The sequence below is a fragment of the Pseudomonas sp. CROZ-RG-20F-R04-15 genome (genome assembly GCF_022662375.1).
GTDB lineage: Bacteria > Pseudomonadota > Gammaproteobacteria > Pseudomonadales > Pseudomonadaceae > Aquipseudomonas.
This window is the reverse complement of sequence record NZ_JAKNQL010000001.1, coordinates 620,564-640,777: the sequence shown is the minus strand read 5'-3', so window position 1 is coordinate 640,777 and position 20,214 is coordinate 620,564. Positions and strand designations below refer to the sequence as shown.

The window sequence follows — 20,214 nt, the reverse complement described above, 5'->3', positions numbered from 1 at the left end:
ATTTTCAGTGGTTTCGGATGGCGGCTATCATACCCCGCTAATTAATCCCGCGCAGAACGGAGTGCCCCAATGACACCTTTTAGCCTCGTTTACCCCCTGCATGTGCTGTCCGCATTAGTGTGGGTCGGCGGCATGTTTTTCGCCTGGATGGTCCTGCGCCCGGCGGCTGTGAAGGCCCTCGACGGCCCTGCCCGACTGACCTTGTGGGTGGAAGTGTTTCAAGGTTTTTTCCGTTGGGTCTGGGTTGCGGTGATCCTGTTGCCGATCAGTGGCGTGGGCATGTTGCATTTGCAGCAGGTCGGCTTTGAGACTGCGCCGAAATATGTGCAGGTGATGATGGGGTTGTATGTGGTGATGACGGCGCTGTTTATCCGGATTCAGGGCTTGATGCTGCCGGAGTTGCGTAAAGCGGTGGAAACGAAGGACTGGCCGACGGGTGCGGCGGTGTTGGGGCGGATTCGCCGGGTGGTGGGGCTTAATCTGATTGTCGGGTTGGTGCTGGTGGCGATTGCTGCGGCTCGGCCGATGTTCTGAAACTGGGGACTGAGATCAAAAGCCCCTCACCCTAGCCCTCTCCCGGAGGGAGAGGGGACTGAATGGGGGATATTGGAGAGTTACACCGACCTGAAACTGCTCTACCGAATCCATAATCGATTCAATCTTTCAGGTCGATGGATAGCGTAAGTCACCTCGGTCGGCCCCCTCTCCCTCTGGGAGAGGGCTGGGGTGAGGGTGTGCTTTTACAGGCGCTGCACAGTCACAGCCCCCGCCGCCCCCACCGGCCCAGGCTGACCATCAACCCCCGCCTTGCCATTCTTGCCACCATCGGCGCGATACACCAGGCAGCCCTTGGACTTGCCACCCTTCCCTGCTTTACCGCCAACACCCGCCGGTCCGCCCGCACCGCCCGCGACATTGACCTTGATCAGCTCGGCCGGAAACTCGCGCGGCACCTCAAGACGCACCAGCGCTCCCGGTGCGCCCGGTTGGCCGTCGCTGCCGTTGCTGCCATCAAAACCGTGCCCTGCTGAGCCATAAGTGCAGCCCGGGTCTTCACCATTACCGCCATCGAGGCCGACAAAACCAGGGGCACCGGTGCCGCCACGGGCATCGACCAACAGCTGCGGCGCGTTCAACGCCTTGAATTGCAGATTCAGATTACGTCCGGCACGGGCAGCTTTTTCATACGTCCCCGGCGCGCCGCGCGCGGTGATCTGGCTGCCATCGCTCAGCTCTGCGCGAACGACCTTCATTTCCAAAGCGTTCTCGCCCGGAACGATCGCGATACGTGCTTCATGGCCAAGACGTAGTTCACCGACACTCAACTCGGTCACGTTCGCCGGAATCAACAGCGTGCCGTAATCGGCCACTTCGAGTTTTTCCAGCTGCAGGGTGCTGGCCGTGTTGGGCAAACGCATCAGCGAATTGGTTTCAACGCTGACCACCTGGGCACAGGCCAGAGGACTGATGAATGCAGCGAGCAGGCAAAGTTTACGCATGGGAAGAAGCCTCCGGAGCGGCCGGGGCCGGGATGGATTGCAAGTGGAATACGCCGAACAGCAGGATGCGACCACGGTCACGCCAAGGGTGCGGACGGCCTTTGAGGCTGCGATTGCACAGCAGCACTTCGAGCAGATGAATCAGCAACAGCAGACCGCCGGCCAGATTGACCAGCAGATGCAGCGGATGTACGAAAGGCACCAGTTGATTGGCCAGCACCACGCAGCAGAACAGCAGGGTCAACAACCGCCCCAGCCCCCAGAACACTTTCATACGCTCCCCCGTGTTGCGAATTATTCTTTGGGCGCACAGTAACGGCTTCTGCGGGGGATAAGCCAGAGGCACAAATGAAAAAACTTCGCTGCGCCGCCAAATGGCTGCCGGAACGCCTTTTATAATCGTCCGGCAGCTCTAGCCTGCGTCCTACAGAGGCGTCCTAGCGATTGATGTGCAACTCCACGCGACGGTTCTGCGCGCGCCCTTCATCGGTTGCGTTATCGGCCACCGGTTCACTTTCTCCGCGCCCTTCGCTGGTGAGTTTGTTCGGTGCCAGCCCCTGACTCAGCAGATACGCCGCGACACTGCTCGCACGCCGCTCCGACAAGGCCTGGTTATACGCATCCGACCCTTTGCTGTCGGTGTGACCAACGACCTTGATGCTCACCACGTCAGCATTGCGCAGCTTGTCCATCAGCGTATCGAGCTGGGCTTTCGCCGCGGGTGTCAGGTCGGATTTGTCGAAATCGAACAGCACGTTGCCGGCATCGCTCAAGGTGATGACTTCAGTTTGCGGCGCTGGCTCCGGCACTTTTTCCGTGACCGGATATTGCGGCAGCGGGCAACCACGGTGATCGACCGGGGTATTGGCCGGGGTGTCCGGGCATCGGTCGCGGCGGTCGAACACGCCGTCGCCGTCTTCATCGCCGTCCTGGGCATAACAGATCAGTCCGCCGGTCAGAATCCCCAGCGCTGCGCCGCCACCGGCCCAGCCGCCACTTTCAATGGCGCCGAGACCGCCACCGACCAGCCCGCCAATAAGGCTGCAGATCGGCCACGTACGTTGATTGAGGGGTGCAGTGCCATCGCTGTGGGTGGCGCAACCGGTGAGCAAGCTGCCTAGCAGCAGCACCGGCAAGACGGACCTTGAGAAAACAGTCATTGTGAAAGCTCCTGTGTCACCGGCCCATACCGGTTACACAGGAGTAAAGACCCGCATCCGCGACTGCACAAGCCGCGGATGCGAGAGGTCTAGCGGACGATTTTGATTTCGGTACGACGGTTTTGCGCGCGGCCGTCAGCGGTTTTGTTATCGGCGACAGGCTGGCTTTCACCCAGGCCGGAGACCGAAACGAAGCTGGCGCGTGGCACACCCTGTTGAATCAGGTATTCCACCACCGAGTGCGCACGACGATCCGACAGTTTTTTGTTGTAGGCATCGCTGCCCACGCTGTCGGTATGACCGGTCACGGTCAGTTGTGCAGTCGAGGATTCCTGTTTCAGGCGCGTGGCGACCTTGTCGAGAACCTGTTTATCAGGGCCGGTCAACGTGGCTTTGTCGAACTGGAAGTGCACATCACGGATGACAATGGTTTCTTCCTTGACCACTACAGCTTCTTCGACCACGGGTGCAGGCGCTGGTGGAGGGCAACCGTCAGCGTCGACCTGTACGCCTTTAGGCGTGTGCGGGCACTTGTCGCGACTGTCCGGCACACCATCGCCGTCTTCGTCGCCATCACCGTGTACCCAGCAATAGGCCGCTGCCGTGCCACCGACCAGCAACGCGCCGTAGCCGGCCCAAGCCGAACTCTCGGTCGCGCCGAGACCGGCACCCACCACACCACCGACCGCCGCACAGGTCGGCCAGTCGGTTTTCTGCAAACCTGCACAACCCGTCAACACACTGGTTAGCAGAATCAAAGGTAATGCTGTCCGAACTATGCTCATCTGGTTTTCTCCTGAGGGATCGGCTTAGAACCGATTCAGGGAGTAAAGACCGGAGTTTTAATCTCCGCCAGCAATAGGCCATGCCTGTTTGCGACCGTGTTCACAGGACTTTGCCGCAATGACCACTCACTGGCGAAACAGGGCTCTTTGCCGACATCGTCAGGCAGGCTAGTCTTGGCGGTCTGATTGAGGAGCTTCGATGAACGTCGCCATTTCTTCCCGCACGCCGCAACAGGCGTTGGCCGCTTTGCTGGATCGCTACGCCCCGGCGCGTCTGCTGCTGATCGGCGCCAGCGAATTTCCCGCCCTGAGTGCCTTTAAAGAAGCGCACCCGGACACCATCGTCGCCCATGCGGCGCCGGGCGCATTGCCCGCCGAACTGACAGCGCAGCGTTTCGATCTGGCGCTGGTGGTCGATTGCCTGGAACATTTGCCCAAGCGCGATAGCCTGAATCTGTTGGGCGGAATTCGTAATCTCAATGCCAGCCGCATTGCCGTGCTGGCGGATCTGTCGGCCAGTGGCTGGCAGGAAACCGACTTCTATTCGCTGGCGTTGCAAGCCAGCGAACGCTTTCAACGCGACGATCAAGTGCTGACCCTGTTCACCTACGATCTGCTTGACTACAAACAAGTCCCCGACTGGCTCAACTCGCGATTCTGGGCCAATCCGGAAAACTTCGGGAAATACTGGTGGTAATGCAATGAGTACAGCCATTTGCCCATGTGGCAGCGGCAATCTGCTGGATGCCTGCTGCGGTCATTATCACGACGGCCATCCGGCGCCGTGCGCCGAAGCCTTGATGCGTTCGCGCTACAGCGCGTATGTGCTGGGTCTGATCGATTACCTTGTGGCGACTACCCTGCCTGCTCAGCAAGCGGGACTGAATCGTCAATCGATCAGCGACTGGAGCGCGCAAAGCACCTGGCTCGGCCTGGATGTCGAAAGCTCGGAAGTCTTCGGCGGTCAGCCGGAACACGCCTTCGTCACCTTCACCGCGCGCTGGCACGACGATCAGGGTGAACACAGCCATCGCGAGCGCTCCTCGTTCGTGCAGAACAGCGGACGCTGGTATTTCATTGATCCGACGGTGCAATTGAAGCTGGGGCGCAACGACAGTTGCCCGTGCGCCAGCGGGCAGAAGTTCAAGAAATGCTGCGCGGGGTATTTCGGCGCGTAGATTCGTCGGCAACTAGACTGGGACCAAAGGGAGTTTTACTCGATGCTCAGTCAATGGCGCACATTCCAGGTTTTCACCCTGATGCTGATCCTGAACCTCGGCGGCTGCGCGTCGTGGTTCAGCGATGACAGCGTCGACCCCGCCGTGCATCTGGTGAAAGTCGAAGTGGTGCGCGCCAAACTGCTCGAACAGAAATTCATTCTGCACTTTCGCATCGACAACCCCAACGACAGCGACCTGACCGTGCGCGGCCTCGAATACCGCATTCATCTGGCCGACATGCTGCTGGCCGAAGGCGAGCATGAACACTGGTTCACCGTGGGGCCCAAGCGCAGTGCCTACTTCAAAGTACCAATCCGCACCAACCTGTGGCCGAAGGTAAAAGACGTGGTGAAAATGCTGAAAAATCCGAACCAGCAGATTCCCTATCGTTTGCAGGGCGAAATGGAAACCGGTTTATTCATCGCCCACTACGTGCACCTTGAGCGCAATGGCGTGATAATCCCCGCCGATTTAATTCCGGAGCAACACCGATGACCCAGCAACCTCATGTCCATGGCCCTGACTGCAACCACGATCATGACCATCATCACGAGCATGACCATGGCCACGTGCACGGCCCGAACTGCGGCCACGCCCACCAGGAACCGGTGCGCAACGCCCTGAAAGACGTCGGCCGCAACGACCCTTGCCCATGCGGCAACGGCAAGAAATTCAAGAAGTGCCACGGCGCTTGATGCTCTAGGCGAAGACCCTCTTCGCTTGACCTGCCGCTTTCGCGAGCAAGCTCGCTCCCACATTTGATCTGCGCCGGTCAGGGCTTTTGTGCCCACCGCGATCCTTGTGGGAGCGAGCCTGCTCGCGAAGAGGCCGGCACATTCACAGAATCATTTTCAGCCTGCTGCCAAAATCTGTGCAGAGTTGACCACCGTCGCATACTCACCCTGCAAATTCCCCAGCGACATCCCGTGCACCTCTTCAGCCGTGCGCAACGTGCCGAAATAATCGGCCTTGTCGAAGGTAAAGCACGCATCCTCCGCCACCCACGCAGCAAAGCCTAGATTGCCCGCCGTACGTGCCGTTGACTCCACTGAGTTGTTCGTCGCCACACCGACAATGATCAATTGCCAGATGCCCGCCTCACGCAACCGCGCCTCTAATCCCGTGGTACAAAACGCATCCGGCACCTGTTTCTGAATCAGCCATTCGCCATCCTGCGGCAAAAACCTCTCCTGAAACTCCACCCCTTCCTGCTCCGGCCAAAACACCGAATCCGGTTCACGCGACAGATGCTGCACATGAATCACCGGCCTTGCGCTACGCCGCCACAGCCCCAGCAGATCAAGGATTCGCGCTTCCGCCAGAGGATTATTCCTTCGACCCAAACGCGGCTGCAGGATGCCTTTTTGCTGGTCGATGATGATCAGTGCAGCGTTGGCCTGAAGCTCCATGGCGATTTTTCTCATGCAGGGTCATTGAATTCTGCGCAGTTCAGCATCACCTCTTCCTTCTAGGCAAGCTATCGAACGCACACGGGACGACCTGACGCCGGCGTTTGCTGTCCGCACGCACGTCCATTTCAGCTTTGGAGTTTTCCATGATCGACCTGTATTACTGGACCACCCCCAACGGCCACAAGATTTCCCTGTTTCTCGAAGAAGCCGGCCTGCCGTACAACGTGCACCCGATCAACATCAGTCAGGGTGAGCAGTTTCAGCCGCATTTTCTGAAAATCGCCCCGAACAACCGCATCCCGGCCATCGTCGATCATGAACCGGCCGATCGCGGCGAACCGTTGTCGCTGTTCGAGTCCGGGGCGATTCTTTTGTATCTGGCGGAGAAGACCGGGAAGTTTCTGCCCAAGGACCTGCGCGGTCGGCAAACGGCGCTGCAATGGCTGTTCTGGCAAATGGGCGGCCTGGGGCCAATGGCCGGACAGAATCACCACTTCAGCCAGTTCGCCCCGGAGAAAATCCCCTATGCAATCAAGCGCTACATCGACGAGACCGCACGTTTGTATGGCGTGTTGAACAAGCAACTGGCTGATAACGAATTCGTCGCCGGCAGCGAATACAGCATTGCCGACATGGCGATCTATCCATGGATCGTCTCGCACAAATGGCAAAGCCAGAACCTTGAAGACTTCCCGCATGTGCAGCGCTGGTTCAACCACATCAAGGATCGCCCGGCGACGGTGAAGGCCTACGCACTGGTGCAGAAAATCAATCCACCGAAGGCTTGACCCGAGCGGATCGCTCCCATGCAAAGCGTGGGAGCGATCAATGGCAAGAAATAACCACTCGCCCCGCTTGCGCGGCCACCTCCTGCTCTCTAACGTAGCGCCTTTACTGACGCTACCCCCCGCAGGAGCTTTGCCATGGCCTCGCCAGCCCTCACACATTTTCTTCCCCGGTTCGGCGTTGCCGCAACAGTGGCCGGTGTTTTGGGCCTGTCCGGTTGCCAGACCTGGAACGCTCAGGACACCCTCCCACCGACCTCCGGCGTGCAGCCGCTCAAGGGCCTGGCGCAGAACGTGTCGGTGCGACGCAATGCCATGGGCATGCCGTTGATCGAGAGCAATACCTTCCACGACGCGCTGTTCAGCCTCGGCTATGTGCACGCCAGCGACCGCATCAACCAGATGGTCACCCTGCGCCTGTTGGCTCAGGGCCGTCTGGCGGAAATGTCCGGCGCATCGATGCTCGACGCCGACCGCTACATGCGCGCGGTCAATCTGAAGAAAAGCGCCGGCGAGCTGTACAAGGCCTCGTCGCCACGCCTCAAGCGCTTCTTCGAAGTCTATGCGCGGGGCGTCAACGCCTACCTGTTCCGCTATGCCGACAAGTTGCCGGGTGATCTCGCCTCCAGCGGTTACAAGCCTGAATACTGGAAACCGGAAGACTCGGCGCTGATTTTCGCCCTGTTGAATTTCAGCCAGTCAGCCAACCTGCCGGAAGAAATTTCCTCGCTGGTGCTCGCGCAAACCGTGACCACGGACAAACTCGCCTGGCTGACGCCGTCCGCGCCCGACGAAAACCTGCCGCTGGCCGAAGCCGACAAACTGCAAGGCCTCAAGCTCAACGGGCAGATTCCCGGGCTGACTGAACTGAGCGGCGCCAGCCAGCAACTGTCGGCACTTAACTTGCTCGGCACCACGTCTTCGAATAACTGGGCGATCGCCCCGCAACGCAGCCGCAGCGGTAAGAGCTTGTTGGCCAGCGACGCCCATGGGCCGCTGGCCGCGCCATCGTTGTGGAGCTTCGTGCAGATTCGCGCACCGAAATATCAGGCGGCGGGCGTAACCGTTGCCGGTTTACCGCTGGTCCTCGGTGGCTTTAACGGCAAAGTCGCGTGGAGCATGACCAGCGTGCTCGGCGACAACCAGGACCTGTTCCTGGAAAAAATCCGTCGCCAGGGCAGCAGTTTGACCTACGAGGTCAACGGCAAATGGCAGCCGCTGGGCGTGCGCAACGAAACCTACTTCGTCAAAGGCCAGCGACCAATTCGTGAAGCGGTCTATGAAACCCGCCACGGCGCGCTGCTCAACAGTGCCCAAGCTGCGGCGCAAGGCAACGGTTTCGGCCTGGCCCTGCAAACGCCGAGCTTCACCGACGACAAGTCGCTGGATGCGTTTTTTGACCTGACCCGCGCGCAAACCGTGGAACGAGCGTCGGACGCCAGCCGGGAAATCCGCGCCATCGCCCTGAATCTGGTGTTCGCCGATGCGAGCAACATTGGCTGGCAAGTCACCGGGCGCTACCCCAATCGCCGCGAAGGCGAAGGTTTGCTGCCATCGCCGGGCTGGGAAGGTCGTTACGACTGGGACGGTTACGCCGACCCGATGCTGCATCCGTACGATCAGGATCCAGCACAAGGCTGGCTCGGCACCGCCAACCAGCGCGTGATTCCTCACGGTTATGGCATGCAACTGTCCAATTCATGGGCGGCGCCGGAGCGTGGCGAGCGTCTGGCGGAACTGGCCGGCAGCGGCAAGCATGACAGCCGCAGCGTGATCGCCATGCAGTACGACCAGACCACCACCTTCGCCGCCAAGCTGAAAAAAGTCTTCGAGGCGCCGGGCATGAAACAACCGTTGAAACAGGCTATCGATGCCCTGCCGGAAGCGGATCGCAGCAAGGCGCGTGAAGCGTTCACGCGGTTGATGGCATTCGACGGCAAGCTCAGCCCGACCTCGGCGGATGCGGCGATTTACGAACTGTTCCTGCAAGAAAGCATGAAGCAGATCTTCCTCGACGAACTCGGCCCGGAATCGAGCCCGGCGTGGAAAGCGTTTATTGCTAACGGGGATTTGTCCTATGCGGCGCAGGCCGATCATCTGTTGGGACGTGAAGACAGTCCGTTTTGGGATGACATCCGCACGCCGTCGAAAGAGGACAAAGCGGTGATTCTCGCCCGCAGCTTTGCCGCAGCGATCAGCGCTGGCGACAGTCAGTTGGGCGCTGACCACCGGGCCTGGCAATGGGGCAAGTTGCACAGCTATGCCTGGAAGAATAGCAATGGCCAGACCGTGCGCGGCCCACTGGCAGCGGGTGGTGATCACACGACGTTGAACACTGCAGCGTTCCCTTGGGGTCAGGACTTCACAACCTCGCGCGCGCCGTCGATGCGCTTCATCGTCGACTTCGGCCAGGCTGAGCCACTGATGGGGCAGAACGGTACGGGGCAATCGGGGAATCCGGTGAGTCCGAATTACCTCAACGGGATTGATGCGTGGCTGAAGGGGCAGTACATCGGCTTGCCGATGCAGCCGCAGAACTTTGATCGGGTGTATGGCAAGACCCGTCTGACTCTTACTCCCGGCAAATAAGGCAAACATCAAAAGCCCCTCACCCTAACCCTCTCCCGGAGGGAGAGGGGACTGATTGGGGGTAGCTGCAGATCTACGCCGACCTGAAGGTGTTGTACCGAATCCGGAGTTAACTCGGTTGGTGCTCTGCCAAATCCATAATCGACTCGGTTTTTCAGGTCGATGTCACTCGCCAGACACCTCGGTCGGCTCCCTCTCCCTCCGGGAGAGGGCTGGGGTGAGGGTGGCTTTTCAAAGTCGATAGAACTTCCAGACACGCGCCAGCCTCATAGCTAACAAGCCCCCCATTCCTGGTAACGACATGGACCTTGTTATCGCGCGTCCCGAAGGTTTGTATTGCCCTGCGGGTGACTTTTATATCGACCCTTGGCGCCCCGTCGAGCGCTCGGTCATTACTCACGCCCACGGCGATCACGCGCGCACCGGCAACCAGCATTACCTGGCCAGCAGCGCCAGCGAAGGGATTCTGCGTGCGCGCCTCGGTCAGGACATCAACCTGCAAACCCTCGCCTACGGGCAGCGCCTGACGCACCACGGTGTCACCTTGAGTTTTCATCCCGCCGGCCACGTGCTCGGGTCGGCACAGGTACGCCTCGAATACGGCGGCGAAGTCTGGGTCGCATCGGGCGATTACAAGATCGAACCCGACGGCACCTGTGCCCCGTTCGAACCGGTGCGCTGCCACACCTTCATCACCGAATCGACCTTTGGCCTGCCGATTTACCGCTGGCAGCCGCAGGCGCAGGTGTTCGGCGAGATCAATCAGTGGTGGGCCGCGAACATCGCGGCCGGCAAGGCCAGCGTGTTGTTCTGCTACTCGTTCGGCAAGGCCCAGCGGATTCTCCACGGTATCGATGAAACCCTCGGCCCGATCCTCAGCCACGGCGCGGTCGAGCCGCTGAATCGGGTCTACCGCGAGGCTGGCGTGTACCTGCCGCCGACGATCTACGCCGGCGACGTGAAAAAAAGCGACCCGATCATGCGCCAGGCCCTGGTCATCGCCCCACCCTCGGCGGGAGGCAGCAACTGGATGCGCCGCTTCGGCGATTTCAGCGATGCGTTTGCCAGCGGCTGGATGCGTTTGCGTGGCACGCGGCGGCGGCGCGGTGTCGATCGTGGTTTCGTGCTCTCGGATCACGCCGACTGGCCCGGCCTGTTGTGGGCCATCGAACAGACCGGTGCGGAACGGGTGATGGTCACCCACGGCTCGATCGGCGTGCTGGTGCGGCATCTGCGTGAAAAAGGCCTGGATGCCCAAGGTTTCAACACCGAATACGGCGATGACGAAGAAGAAAACATCGCCACCGAACCGACCATCGCCGAGATGCCCGCATGAAAGCATTTGCCGAGTTGTACGCCGAACTCGATGCGACCACGTCGAGCAACGCCAAACTCGCGGCGATGCAGACGTACTTTGCCCAGGCCGAACCGCATGACGCTGCGTGGGCGGTATACTTCCTGTCCGGTGGCCGGCCCCGGCAACTGGTGCCGGTGAGAATCCTGCGTGAACTGGCTGTTGAGGTCTCCGGCCTGGAACCGTGGCTGTTCGAGGAAAGCTATCAAGCGGTTGGCGACCTGGCGGAAACCATTTCACTGGTGCTCGCCGAAAACCCGTACAGCTCCAACGCCGGCCTCGCCGAATGGATCGAAGAAAAACTGCTGCCGCTGCGTGGTGAAACCCCGGAGTTCTTAAGCCGACAACTGCCGGCCCTGTGGGCGCAACTGGATCGATCAAGCCTGATGCTGTGCATCAAATTGATCACCGGCAGTTTCCGCGTCGGTGTCTCGAAATTGCTGGTCACCCGCGCCTTGGCATCGATGGCCGGGCTGGACAGCAAACGCGTGGCGCAGCGTTTGGTGGGTTACACCGATCTGTCGAACCGGCCGAGCGCCGCCAGCTACCTGAAACTGATCGCCCCTGAATCCAGCGATGAACATGCCCAGCGTGGCGGCCAACCGTACCCGTTCTTCCTCGCCCATGCCTTGTCGCAACCGGTGGAAGAATTCGAAGCCCTGATTGGTCCGGCCAGCGACTGGCAGATTGAATGGAAATGGGATGGCATCCGCGCACAAGTGGTCAAGCGTGAAGGCCGGCTGTGGATCTGGTCGCGGGGCGAGGAACTGGTGACCGAGCGTTTTCCCGAATTGGATGTGCTGGTACACGGCTTGCCCGACGGTACGGTGATCGACGGCGAAATCGTCGTGTGGAAAAGCACGCATCCGCGCACTGAAGACGCCTTCGATCCGCAATCGACCGAACCGCCGGCCGTGCAGCCCTTCGCTCTGCTGCAACAACGCATCGGCCGCAAGACTCTCGACAAGAAAATCCTCGACGACGTCCCGGTGGTGGTGCTCGCCTACGACTTGCTGGAATGGCAGGGCGAAGACTGGCGCAACCAACCGCAAGCGAAACGTCGGGCGCAACTGGAAGCGGTGATTGCCCGCTGCAACAGCCCGGTGCTGCTGGCCTCACCCGTGCTGACCGGCACTGATTGGTTGGACCTCGCCCGCCAACGCGAGTCTTCGCGGCGACTGGGTGTCGAGGGAATGATGCTCAAGGCGCGGGATTCGCTGTATGGCGTGGGGCGAACCAAGGACATGGGCGTTTGGTGGAAGTGGAAAGTCGATCCGTTCAGCGTCGACGCGGTGCTGATTTACGCGCAGCGCGGCCATGGCCGGCGGGCCAGTCTGTACAGCGATTACACCTTTGCCGTGTGGGACGGCCCGCCCGATTCGAGTCAGCGTGCGCTGGTGCCGTTTGCCAAGGCGTATTCGGGGCTGACCGATGAGGAAATGCGTCAGGTCGACAGCATCGTGCGCAAGACTACGGTGGAGAAGTTCGGCCCGGTCAGCAGTGTGAAGCCGAGTCTGGTGTTTGAGCTGGGCTTCGAAGGTATTGCCCTGTCACGCCGACACAAAAGCGGGATCGCCGTGCGTTTTCCGCGAATGCTGCGCTGGCGCCAGGACAAGACCGTGGATGAAGCGGATAGCTTGGCCACTTTGCAGAATCTGCTGGCCTGACCCCTTTTCCCGGGACAACACATGACGCGGCCACAAATCGGTGCACGCTTTGGGCAATGCCCATTTCCGTGCACTCAGTTCCCCTCGCCTCTCCCCGCTCAACCTTTTAAAACACTTGTTCGGGACTCTGGTTCGGAAATTGCTACTTTCTATAGGTCGTACGCGTTCCAGTAACAATAATTCTGCGCCACAAGCGCTCATATTGGTTCTTAGGGATTGAATAATGAAAAAAGCATTGCTGACCCTTTCTGCACTGGCGTTGTGCATGGCCGCTGGCTCCGCGCTGGCCAAGGAATACAAAGAGCTGCGCTTTGGCGTTGACCCTTCGTACGCACCGTTCGAGTCGAAAGCGGCTGACGGCAGCCTGGTGGGCTTCGACATCGACCTGGGCAACGCGATCTGCGCCGAACTGAAGGTCAAGTGCAAGTGGGTCGAAAGTGACTTCGACGGCATGATTCCGGGCCTCAAGGCCAATAAATTCGACGGTGTGATCTCGTCGATGACCGTGACCCCGGCCCGCGAGAAAGTCATCGATTTCTCCAGCGAGCTGTTCTCCGGCCCGACCGCTTACGTGTCGAAAAAAGGTTCCGGTATCACCGCAGACGTCGCGTCGCTGAAGGGTAAAACCGTCGGCTACGAGCAAGGCACCATTCAGGAAGCCTACGCCAAAGCCGTGCTGGACAAGGCCGGCGTGAAAACCCAGGCCTATCAGAACCAGGATCAGGTGTATTCCGACCTGACCTCTGGCCGTCTCGACGCCGGTATCCAGGACATGCTGCAAGCCGAACTGGGCTTTTTGAAGTCGCCACAGGGCGCTGACTATGACGTCAGCAAGCCGGTCGACAACGAATTGCTGCCAGCCAAAACCGCTGTCGGTATTAAGAAAGGTAACACTGAGCTGAAGGCGCTTTTAGATAAAGGTATCAAAGCGTTACACGACGACGGCAAATACGCCGAGATTCAAAAGAAACACTTTGGCGATCTGATTCTGTACAGCGGCAAATAATGCCCCGGCGCCCATCCTCGATGGGCGCCTTTTCCATCCGCTCAGGTTGCTGATTTATGTTCGAAACCCTCCTGCAAAATCTGGGGCTCTCCGCCTTCAGCCTCAAAGGCTTCGGTCCTTTGCTGCTGGAAGGCACCTGGATGACCATCAAATTATCGGCGATGTCGCTGCTGGTGGCCGTGCTGCTCGGCCTGCTCGGCGCCAGCGCCAAACTGTCCAAAGTCAAACTGGTGCGCCTGCCTGCCCAGCTCTACACCACGCTGATTCGCGGCGTGCCGGATCTGGTGCTGATGCTGCTGATCTTCTACAGCCTGCAAACCTGGCTGACGACCCTCACCGATTACATGGAATGGGAATACATCGAGATCGACCCGTTCAGCGCCGGGGTGCTGACTCTGGGCTTCATTTATGGCGCGTACTTCACCGAAACCTTCCGTGGCGCGATTCTCGCGGTGCCGCGCGGTCAGGTCGAAGCGGCCACCGCGTATGGCCTCAAACGTGGCCAGCGCTTTCGTTTTGTGGTGTTCCCGCAAATGATGCGTTTCGCCCTGCCGGGCATCGGCAACAACTGGATGGTGATGCTCAAGGCCACCGCGCTGGTGTCGATCATCGGTTTGGCGGATCTGGTCAAAGCCGCGCAAGACGCCGGTAAAAGCACCTATCAACTGTTCTACTTTCTGGTCCTGGCCGCGTTGATTTATCTGCTGATCACCAGTGCCTCGAACTTCATCCTGCGCTGGCTCGAACGCCGTTATGCCGCCGGTTCTCGGGAGGCCGTACGATGATCGAACTTCTGCAGGAATACTGGCGCGCCTTCCTTTATACCGACGGCCAGAACATCACCGGGCTGGCGATGACGATGTGGCTGCTCAGCGCCTCGATCTTCATTGGTTTCCTGGTGTCGATTCCGTTGTCGATCGCGCGCGTCTCGCCGCACTTCTACATTCGCTGGCCGGTGCAGTTCTACACCTACCTGTTCCGGGGCACGCCGCTGTATATCCAGCTGCTGATCTGCTACACCGGGATCTACAGCCTCGCCGCCGTGCGCGCGCAGCCGTTGCTCGACAGTTTCTTTCGCGATGCGATGAACTGCACAATCCTCGCCTTTGCCCTGAACACTTGCGCTTACACCACGGAGATTTTTGCCGGGGCGATTCGCAGCATGAACCACGGCGAAGTCGAAGCGGCCAAGGCCTACGGTCTGACCGGCTGGAAGCTGTATGCCTACGTGATCATGCCCTCGGCGCTGCGCCGTTCGTTGCCGTATTACAGCAACGAAGTGATCCTGATGCTGCACTCGACCACCGTGGCCTTCACCGCGACCATTCCCGATATCCTGAAAGTCGCCCGGGACGCCAACTCGGCGACCTTCCTGACCTTTCAGTCGTTCGGCATCGCCGCGCTGATCTACCTGACCATTACCTTTGCGCTGGTCGGCCTGTTCCGCCTTGCCGAACGCCGATGGCTGGCCTTCCTCGGCCCGACTCACTAGGCCCAGCTCAGGAATAAAGAGATAAAAAATGCGCCACCTGATCCATGACTTGCTGGCCCCGCTGCCGGGGACCGCACGACAGATCCACAGCTTCCACTTCGGCCCGGAGCAGGCCAAGGGCAAGGTCTACATTCAATCTTCGCTGCATGCCGACGAACTGCCGGGCATGCTCGTGGCCTGGCATCTCAAACAGCGGCTGGCCGAGCTGGAAGCGGCCGGCCGCCTGCGCAGCCAGATCGTGCTGGTGCCGGTGGCCAACCCGGTCGGCCTCGAACAAGTGCTGATGGATGTGCCGCTGGGCCGCTACGAACTGGAGAGCGGGCAGAACTTCAACCGCTGGTTCGTCGACCTCAGTGAAGAAATCGGCAATGCCATCGAAGGCAAGCTGAACGACGATCCGCAGCACAACCTCGAATTGATCCGCACGCATCTGCGCAACGCCCTCGCCCGCCAGACCGCCAGCACGCAACTGCAATCCCAGCGCCTGACTCTGCAACGGCTGGCCTGCGATGCCGACATGGTGTTGGACTTGCACTGCGATTTCGAGTCGGTGGTGCACCTCTACACCACGCCCGAAGCGTGGCCGCAGGTCGAACCGCTGGCGCGCTACATCGAAGCACAGGCGAGCCTGTTGGCCACCGATTCCGGCGGTCAGTCGTTCGATGAATGCTTCACGCTGCTGTGGTGGCAATTGAAGGAGCGCTTCGGCGAACACTTCGAGATTCCGCTCGGCAGTTTCTCGGTGACTGTCGAATTACGCGGCCAGGGTGACGTCACCCATCCGCTGGCCAGCCGCGATTGCCAGGCGCTGATCGACTATCTGATCCAGTCCGACGCGATTGTCGGCGAGACCAAACCGCAGCCGTCGCTGCCTTACCCCGCCACGCCATTGGCCGGTGTGGAGCCAGTGACCACGCCGGTCGGCGGCTTGCTGGTATACACCGCCACAGCCGGGCAATACCTGCAGGCCGGGCAACAGATCGCCGAAATCATCGACCCGATCAACGACCGGGTCACCCCCATACATTGCACCGCCGCCGGCCTGCTGTACGCACGCTCGCTGCGCCGCATGGCCACTGCCGGCATGGTCATCGCCCACGTGGCGGGCGCCGAAGCCTACCGCAGCGGCTACCTACTTTCGCCTTGAGGATGCTCGTCCCATGTACAAACTGACCGTTGAAGGCCTGCATAAAAGCTATGGCGACCATCAGGTGCTCAAAGGCGTTTCGCTCAAGGCCAAGACTGGCGACGTGATCAGCCTGATCGGCGCCAGTGGCTCGGGCAAAAGTACCTTTTTGCGCTGCATCAACTTTCTCGAACAACCCAACGACGGCGCCATGAGCCTCGATGGCCAGGCCATCCGCATGGTCACCGACCGCCACGGCATGCACGTTGCCGACGCCGATGAGCTGCAACGTTTGCGCACGCGGTTGGCGATGGTGTTCCAGCATTTCAACCTGTGGAGCCACATGACCGTGCTGGAAAACATCACCATGGCCCCACGCCGGGTGCTGGGTTGCAGCAAACAGGAAGCCGACGATCGCGCCCGGCGTTATCTGGACAAGGTCGGTTTGCCGGCGCGGGTGGCGGATCAATACCCGGCGTTTCTTTCTGGCGGCCAGCAACAGCGCGTGGCGATTGCCCGGGCATTGGCGATGGAGCCGGAGGTGATGCTGTTCGATGAGCCGACCTCGGCACTTGATCCGGAACTGGTGGGGGAAGTGTTGAAGGTGATTCAAGGGCTGGCCGAAGAAGGCCGGACCATGATCATGGTGACTCACGAAATGAGTTTCGCCCGCAAAGTTTCGAGCCAGGTGTTGTTCCTGCACCAAGGCTTGGTTGAAGAAGAAGGTGCGCCCGAAGAAGTGCTGGGCAACCCTAGAAGCGAACGCCTGAAGCAATTTCTCAGCGGTAACCTCAAGTAGCGCCGTACACAATCCCCCTGTGGGAGCAAGCCTGCTCGCTCCCACATTCGTTTTTCATCGTCTACAAAAATCAAACTTGTCCGCCTGCGCCGTGGTCACTGGAAGAACACCTCCAGAGCGCGCGCAGCCCGCATGGCGAAATCCCTCGACCTCGCAAAAACCTGGTTCAGCGCCCGTGGCTGGAAGCCGTTCACCTTTCAGAAACAGGTGTGGGCGGCGGTCAAGAACGGTGAATCCGGCCTGCTCCACGCCAGCACCGGTGCCGGTAAGACCTACGCAGTGTGGTTTGCCGCGCTCAATCTTTTCGCCAAACCCGCAGCGGTTGTTGAATCCCCGCGTAAACGTAAAGCCCCCGCAGAGCCGCTGACCGTGCTGTGGATCACGCCCATGCGCGCCCTCGCCGCCGATACCGCGCGCGCCTTGCAAACACCGATTGATGACCTGCAGATCCCGTGGAGCATCGGCCTGCGCACCGGTGACACCAGCAGCAGCGAACGCGCCCGGCAAAGCCGGCGCCTGCCGACCACGTTGATCACTACTCCGGAAAGCCTGACGCTGTTGCTGGCCCGCGCCGATGCGCAAGTCGCGCTGTCGAGTTTGCGCATGATCGTCGTCGATGAATGGCACGAACTGCTCGGCAACAAGCGCGGCGTGCAACTGCAACTGGCCCTCGCCCGCCTGCGCCATTGGCAACCGGGGCTGATTGTCTGGGGCGTATCCGCCACCCTCGGTAATCAATCCCACGCCGAGCAGGTGCTGATTCCGCAGGGTGGCGGCATCAGTATTCAGGGACAAAGCGAAAAAACGCTGAGGGTCGACACCCTCCTCCCACCGACCATCGAGCGTTTTCCCTGGGCCGGGCACATCGGTCTGAAAATGTTGCCGCAGGTCGTTGCTGAACTCGACGCTTGCGCCAGCACCCTGGTCTTCACCAACACCCGGGCGCAATCGGAAATCTGGTACCAGGCACTGCTGGAGGCTCGGCCGGACTGGGCCGGTTTGATCGCTCTGCATCACAGTTCACTGGCTCGCGAGACGCGCGACTGGGTCGAACAGGCCTTGAAGGACGGGCAACTGAAAGCCGTGGTCTGCACCTCAAGCCTGGATCTGGGCGTGGATTTCCTGCCGGTCGAGCGCGTCTTGCAAATAGGCTCGGCCAAAGGTATCGCACGCTTGATGCAACGCGCCGGACGCTCTGGTCATGCACCGGGACGCACGTCGCGAGTGACACTGGTGCCGACGCACAGCCTTGAATTGCTCGAGGCGGCCGCCGCCCGTGACGCCGTCGAACAACGGCGTATCGAAGCACGCCTGTCACCGCACAAACCGCTGGATGTGCTGGTGCAGCATTTGGTCAGCATGGCCCTCGGTGGCGGATTTTTACCCGATGAGTTGTACGAAGAAGTCCGCAGCGCCTGGGCTTATCGTGACCTGACACCCGCCGATTGGGCTTGGGCGCTGGCTTTCGTACGCCATGGCGGGATGTCTCTGACAGCCTATCCGGACTATCGCCGGGTTGAACCGGACGAGCACGGCGTCTGGCGTGTACCCGATGCGCGATTGGCTCGGCGCCATCGCATGAGCATTGGCACCATCGTCAGCGACGCGAGCATCCAGCTGAAGTTCTGGAGCAAGGGCGGCGGCGGTAAACAGCTGGGCAGTGTCGAGGAAGGCTTCATCGCCAGACTCAAACCGGGCGACGGCTTCCTGTTTGCGGGACGTTTGCTGGAACTGGTACGGGTGGAAAACATGACGGCTTACGTCAAACGCAGTACTGCGAAAAAAGCCGCCGTACCGCGCTGGAATGGCGGGAGGATGCCGCTGTCGAGCGAATTGGCAGAAGCGGTGGTCAGGCGTTTCAGTGCCGCCGCGCAAGGTGAGTTTGTCGGCCCGGAAATGCAGGCGTTGCGCCCGTTGCTGGAAACCCAGATGCGCTGGTCCGGCTTGCCCACCGCCGAAAACCTGTTGGCCGAAGTGCTGAAATCCCGCGAAGGCTGGCACCTTTTCCTCTATCCATTTGCCGGAAGGCAGGTGCATCTGGGCCTGGCGAGTCTGCTGGCGTGGCGCGTCAGTCAGCGCCAGCCCGTAACGTTCTCCATCGCGGTGAACGATTACGGCCTGGAATTGCTCAGCGCTACGCCGATCGACTGGGACGAGTATCTGAATACCGATCTCTTCAATGCCGATGATTTATTGGAGGACGTTTTGGCCAGTTTGAATGCTGGCGAACTGGCCTTGCGCCGGTTCCGTGAAATCGCGCGGATTGCCGGGCTGGTCTTCGCCGGCTACCCCGGTGCGCCAAAAAGCACCCGTCAGGTGCAAGCGTCCAGCGGATTATTCTTCGAAGTATTCAAACAATACGACGCCGATAATCTGTTGCTGGCGCAGGCCGGGGAAGAAGTCCTGCGGGAAGAACTGGATATTCGTCGCCTGGAACAGACATTGGAGCGGATCAACCAGATGAAACTGGACGTGCATCAGGTTAAACGTCCTACACCGCTAGGGTTTCCGCTGCTGGTAGAACGCATGCGCGAAAGCATGAGTTCGGAAAAACTCGCTGATCGCATCAGGCGCATGGTCGGCGATCTGGAGAAATCCGCCGACAAGGCTAAATCGTCATGAGCGCGCCATTCCCTGTGCGCCTGGCGGGTGAAGACCTATGGTTACTGCCGGAAAAAGCGCTGTACTGGCCGGCGCAACAGGCACTGCTGATTGCCGACGTGCATTTCGGCAAGGCCGCCGCTTACCGCAGCCTTGGCCAACCGGTCCCGCAAGGCACCACGGCGAGCAATATCGCGGTGATTGATCGATTGCTGGCGAAACTGCCCTGCCGGCAATTGATCTTTCTTGGCGATTTCCTCCACGGGCCCGGCTCGCATGCTGTGGGGACGCTGCACGCGCTGGCGCAATGGCGGGCGCGTCATGTTGATCTGCCGATGACGCTGATCCGTGGCAATCACGACAAACGCGCCGGCGACCCGCCTCAATCACTGAATATCCGGGTGGTGCCGGAGCCGCTGCTGATCGGGCCATTCGCCTTGCAACATGAACCCGACCCACATCCAGAGAGACACGTACTGGCCGGTCACGTGCACCCGGTCTACCGACTGCACGGCAAAGGTCGGCAGAGCTTGCGTCTGGCGTGTTTCCGGCTCGGCGAACGCATCAGCCTGCTACCGGCATTCGGAGCCTTTACCGGCGGGTACGCGGTCGAGCGGGAAGAGCGTTCGAGGATTTTCGTCATCGGCGATAACGAAATATGGCCAGTCAGTTGAAGTCTTTGCAGACCTCATCTGACTGGCCATTGATTTTCAATGCCG

Annotated in this window: 21 protein-coding genes; 16 read left to right on the top strand and 5 right to left on the bottom strand. The window is 60.2% G+C overall.

All coding sequences use genetic code 11. The features are described 5' to 3' along the window. Positions 1 to 69: 69 nt before the first annotated feature. On the top strand, positions 70 to 534 hold the full coding sequence (locus L8H52_RS02870) for a DUF2269 family protein (RefSeq protein ID WP_242204755.1): 465 nt from the start codon (positions 70 to 72) through the stop codon (positions 532 to 534). A gap of 206 nt (positions 535 to 740) precedes the next feature. Here the strand turns inward: L8H52_RS02870 and L8H52_RS02865 are convergent, their stop codons facing one another. From L8H52_RS02865 to L8H52_RS02850, 4 genes are all read right to left on the bottom strand, one after another. After that, positions 741 to 1,499, bottom strand: a complete 759-nt coding sequence (locus L8H52_RS02865) for a collagen-like protein (RefSeq protein ID WP_242204757.1) — start codon at positions 1,497 to 1,499, stop codon at positions 741 to 743. Next, positions 1,492 to 1,773 carry a DUF1145 domain-containing protein gene (locus L8H52_RS02860; protein WP_038358130.1) on the bottom strand — a complete coding sequence of 94 codons (282 nt, stop codon included), beginning with the start codon at positions 1,771 to 1,773 and terminating at the stop codon, positions 1,492 to 1,494. Before L8H52_RS02860 ends, L8H52_RS02865 begins: the two co-directional genes overlap by 8 nt. Positions 1,774 to 1,936: 163 nt before the next feature. Then, entirely contained in the window at positions 1,937 to 2,659 is a 723-nt protein-coding gene (locus L8H52_RS02855) for an OmpA family protein (RefSeq protein WP_242204759.1), read from the bottom strand. An 89-nt stretch (positions 2,660 to 2,748) separates the two neighbouring features. Beyond that, positions 2,749 to 3,444, bottom strand: coding sequence for an OmpA family protein (locus tag L8H52_RS02850; RefSeq protein ID WP_064120833.1), 696 nt, complete (start codon positions 3,442 to 3,444; stop codon positions 2,749 to 2,751). Between the two features lie 199 nt (positions 3,445 to 3,643). Between L8H52_RS02850 and L8H52_RS02845 the strand changes: the two genes are divergently transcribed. From L8H52_RS02845 to L8H52_RS02830, 4 genes are read left to right on the top strand one after another with little or no spacing between them, the layout of a single operon-like run. Then, on the top strand, positions 3,644 to 4,141 hold the full coding sequence (locus tag L8H52_RS02845; RefSeq protein ID WP_242204761.1) for a DUF6231 family protein: 498 nt from the start codon (positions 3,644 to 3,646) through the stop codon (positions 4,139 to 4,141). Between the two features lie 4 nt (positions 4,142 to 4,145). Continuing rightward, positions 4,146 to 4,622, top strand: coding sequence for a YchJ family protein (locus L8H52_RS02840; protein WP_242204763.1), 477 nt, complete (start codon positions 4,146 to 4,148; stop codon positions 4,620 to 4,622). 42 nt (positions 4,623 to 4,664) lie between these two features. Further along, the gene (locus L8H52_RS02835) at positions 4,665 to 5,159 is read left to right on the top strand and encodes an LEA type 2 family protein (RefSeq protein WP_242204765.1); all 495 of its coding nucleotides are present in this window, start codon (positions 4,665 to 4,667) and stop codon (positions 5,157 to 5,159) included. Further along, positions 5,156 to 5,359, top strand: a complete 204-nt coding sequence (locus L8H52_RS02830) for an SEC-C metal-binding domain-containing protein (RefSeq protein ID WP_034154967.1) — start codon at positions 5,156 to 5,158, stop codon at positions 5,357 to 5,359. Before L8H52_RS02835 ends, L8H52_RS02830 begins: the two co-directional genes overlap by 4 nt. Before the next feature lie 156 nt (positions 5,360 to 5,515). Here the strand turns inward: L8H52_RS02830 and L8H52_RS02825 are convergent, their stop codons facing one another. Further along, on the bottom strand, positions 5,516 to 6,073 hold the full coding sequence (locus L8H52_RS02825; protein WP_242205516.1) for a cysteine hydrolase family protein: 558 nt from the start codon (positions 6,071 to 6,073) through the stop codon (positions 5,516 to 5,518). A 146-nt stretch (positions 6,074 to 6,219) separates the two neighbouring features. On the opposite strand from L8H52_RS02825, the gene L8H52_RS02820 reads away from it, so the two are divergent. The 11 genes from L8H52_RS02820 (at position 6,220) to pdeM (ending at position 20,169) form a co-directional block, all read left to right on the top strand. Beyond that, complete coding sequence (locus L8H52_RS02820) at positions 6,220 to 6,864, top strand: glutathione binding-like protein (protein ID WP_242204767.1); 645 nt, start codon at positions 6,220 to 6,222, stop codon at positions 6,862 to 6,864. Between the two features lie 135 nt (positions 6,865 to 6,999). Next, positions 7,000 to 9,450: a penicillin acylase family protein gene (locus L8H52_RS02815; RefSeq protein ID WP_242204768.1), complete on the top strand. Its 2,451-nt coding sequence runs from the start codon at positions 7,000 to 7,002 to the stop codon at positions 9,448 to 9,450. A 301-nt stretch (positions 9,451 to 9,751) separates the two neighbouring features. After that, complete coding sequence (locus L8H52_RS02810) at positions 9,752 to 10,786, top strand: ligase-associated DNA damage response exonuclease (protein ID WP_242204770.1); 1,035 nt, start codon at positions 9,752 to 9,754, stop codon at positions 10,784 to 10,786. After that, complete coding sequence (locus tag L8H52_RS02805) at positions 10,783 to 12,471, top strand: ATP-dependent DNA ligase (protein WP_242204772.1); 1,689 nt, start codon at positions 10,783 to 10,785, stop codon at positions 12,469 to 12,471. The genes L8H52_RS02810 and L8H52_RS02805 overlap by 4 nt, the downstream gene beginning before the upstream one ends. 223 nt (positions 12,472 to 12,694) lie before the next feature. Beyond that, a complete protein-coding gene (locus L8H52_RS02800; protein WP_129390082.1) occupies positions 12,695 to 13,477 on the top strand; it encodes a transporter substrate-binding domain-containing protein in 783 nt (260 codons plus the stop codon). 56 nt (positions 13,478 to 13,533) lie between these two features. After that, the gene (locus L8H52_RS02795; RefSeq protein ID WP_175555170.1) at positions 13,534 to 14,262 is read left to right on the top strand and encodes an ABC transporter permease; all 729 of its coding nucleotides are present in this window, start codon (positions 13,534 to 13,536) and stop codon (positions 14,260 to 14,262) included. Next, on the top strand, positions 14,259 to 14,969 hold the full coding sequence (locus L8H52_RS02790) for an ABC transporter permease (RefSeq protein ID WP_034154960.1): 711 nt from the start codon (positions 14,259 to 14,261) through the stop codon (positions 14,967 to 14,969). Before L8H52_RS02795 ends, L8H52_RS02790 begins: the two co-directional genes overlap by 4 nt. A gap of 28 nt (positions 14,970 to 14,997) precedes the next feature. Further along, on the top strand, positions 14,998 to 16,116 hold the full coding sequence (locus L8H52_RS02785) for a succinylglutamate desuccinylase/aspartoacylase family protein (RefSeq protein WP_242204775.1): 1,119 nt from the start codon (positions 14,998 to 15,000) through the stop codon (positions 16,114 to 16,116). 13 nt (positions 16,117 to 16,129) lie between these two features. Further along, positions 16,130 to 16,894 carry an ATP-binding cassette domain-containing protein gene (locus L8H52_RS02780; protein ID WP_242204776.1) on the top strand — a complete coding sequence of 255 codons (765 nt, stop codon included), beginning with the start codon at positions 16,130 to 16,132 and terminating at the stop codon, positions 16,892 to 16,894. Positions 16,895 to 17,026: 132 nt separating this feature from the next. Continuing rightward, the gene (locus L8H52_RS02775; protein WP_242204778.1) at positions 17,027 to 19,516 is read left to right on the top strand and encodes a ligase-associated DNA damage response DEXH box helicase; all 2,490 of its coding nucleotides are present in this window, start codon (positions 17,027 to 17,029) and stop codon (positions 19,514 to 19,516) included. Further along, complete coding sequence (gene pdeM / locus L8H52_RS02770) at positions 19,513 to 20,169, top strand: ligase-associated DNA damage response endonuclease PdeM (RefSeq protein WP_242204781.1); 657 nt, start codon at positions 19,513 to 19,515, stop codon at positions 20,167 to 20,169. Before L8H52_RS02775 ends, pdeM begins: the two co-directional genes overlap by 4 nt. Positions 20,170 to 20,214 lie beyond the last annotated feature (45 nt).

Bases quoted from the DNA above. Each gene is read 5' to 3' on its own strand.
- L8H52_RS02775 (WP_242204778.1), top strand. From the start codon at position 17,027: ATGGCGAAATCCCTCGACCTCGCAAAAACCTGGTTCAGCGCCCGTGGC.
- L8H52_RS02845 (WP_242204761.1), top strand. From the start codon at position 3,644: ATGAACGTCGCCATTTCTTCCCGCACGCCGCAACAGGCGTTGGCCGCT.
- L8H52_RS02815 (WP_242204768.1), top strand. From the start codon at position 7,000: ATGGCCTCGCCAGCCCTCACACATTTTCTTCCCCGGTTCGGCGTTGCC.
- L8H52_RS02840 (WP_242204763.1), top strand. From the start codon at position 4,146: ATGAGTACAGCCATTTGCCCATGTGGCAGCGGCAATCTGCTGGATGCC.
- L8H52_RS02780 (WP_242204776.1), top strand. From the start codon at position 16,130: ATGTACAAACTGACCGTTGAAGGCCTGCATAAAAGCTATGGCGACCAT.
- L8H52_RS02860 (WP_038358130.1), bottom strand. From the start codon at position 1,773: ATGAAAGTGTTCTGGGGGCTGGGGCGGTTGTTGACCCTGCTGTTCTGC.
- L8H52_RS02870 (WP_242204755.1), top strand. From the start codon at position 70: ATGACACCTTTTAGCCTCGTTTACCCCCTGCATGTGCTGTCCGCATTA.
- L8H52_RS02855 (WP_242204759.1), bottom strand. From the start codon at position 2,659: ATGACTGTTTTCTCAAGGTCCGTCTTGCCGGTGCTGCTGCTAGGCAGC.
- L8H52_RS02850 (WP_064120833.1), bottom strand. From the start codon at position 3,444: ATGAGCATAGTTCGGACAGCATTACCTTTGATTCTGCTAACCAGTGTG.
- L8H52_RS02790 (WP_034154960.1), top strand. From the start codon at position 14,259: ATGATCGAACTTCTGCAGGAATACTGGCGCGCCTTCCTTTATACCGAC.
- L8H52_RS02820 (WP_242204767.1), top strand. From the start codon at position 6,220: ATGATCGACCTGTATTACTGGACCACCCCCAACGGCCACAAGATTTCC.
- L8H52_RS02805 (WP_242204772.1), top strand. From the start codon at position 10,783: ATGAAAGCATTTGCCGAGTTGTACGCCGAACTCGATGCGACCACGTCG.
- L8H52_RS02795 (WP_175555170.1), top strand. From the start codon at position 13,534: ATGTTCGAAACCCTCCTGCAAAATCTGGGGCTCTCCGCCTTCAGCCTC.
- L8H52_RS02810 (WP_242204770.1), top strand. From the start codon at position 9,752: ATGGACCTTGTTATCGCGCGTCCCGAAGGTTTGTATTGCCCTGCGGGT.
- L8H52_RS02865 (WP_242204757.1), bottom strand. From the start codon at position 1,499: ATGCGTAAACTTTGCCTGCTCGCTGCATTCATCAGTCCTCTGGCCTGT.
- L8H52_RS02800 (WP_129390082.1), top strand. From the start codon at position 12,695: ATGAAAAAAGCATTGCTGACCCTTTCTGCACTGGCGTTGTGCATGGCC.
- L8H52_RS02825 (WP_242205516.1), bottom strand. From the start codon at position 6,073: ATGGAGCTTCAGGCCAACGCTGCACTGATCATCATCGACCAGCAAAAA.
- L8H52_RS02835 (WP_242204765.1), top strand. From the start codon at position 4,665: ATGCTCAGTCAATGGCGCACATTCCAGGTTTTCACCCTGATGCTGATC.
- L8H52_RS02785 (WP_242204775.1), top strand. From the start codon at position 14,998: ATGCGCCACCTGATCCATGACTTGCTGGCCCCGCTGCCGGGGACCGCA.
- L8H52_RS02830 (WP_034154967.1), top strand. From the start codon at position 5,156: ATGACCCAGCAACCTCATGTCCATGGCCCTGACTGCAACCACGATCAT.
- pdeM (WP_242204781.1), top strand. From the start codon at position 19,513: ATGAGCGCGCCATTCCCTGTGCGCCTGGCGGGTGAAGACCTATGGTTA.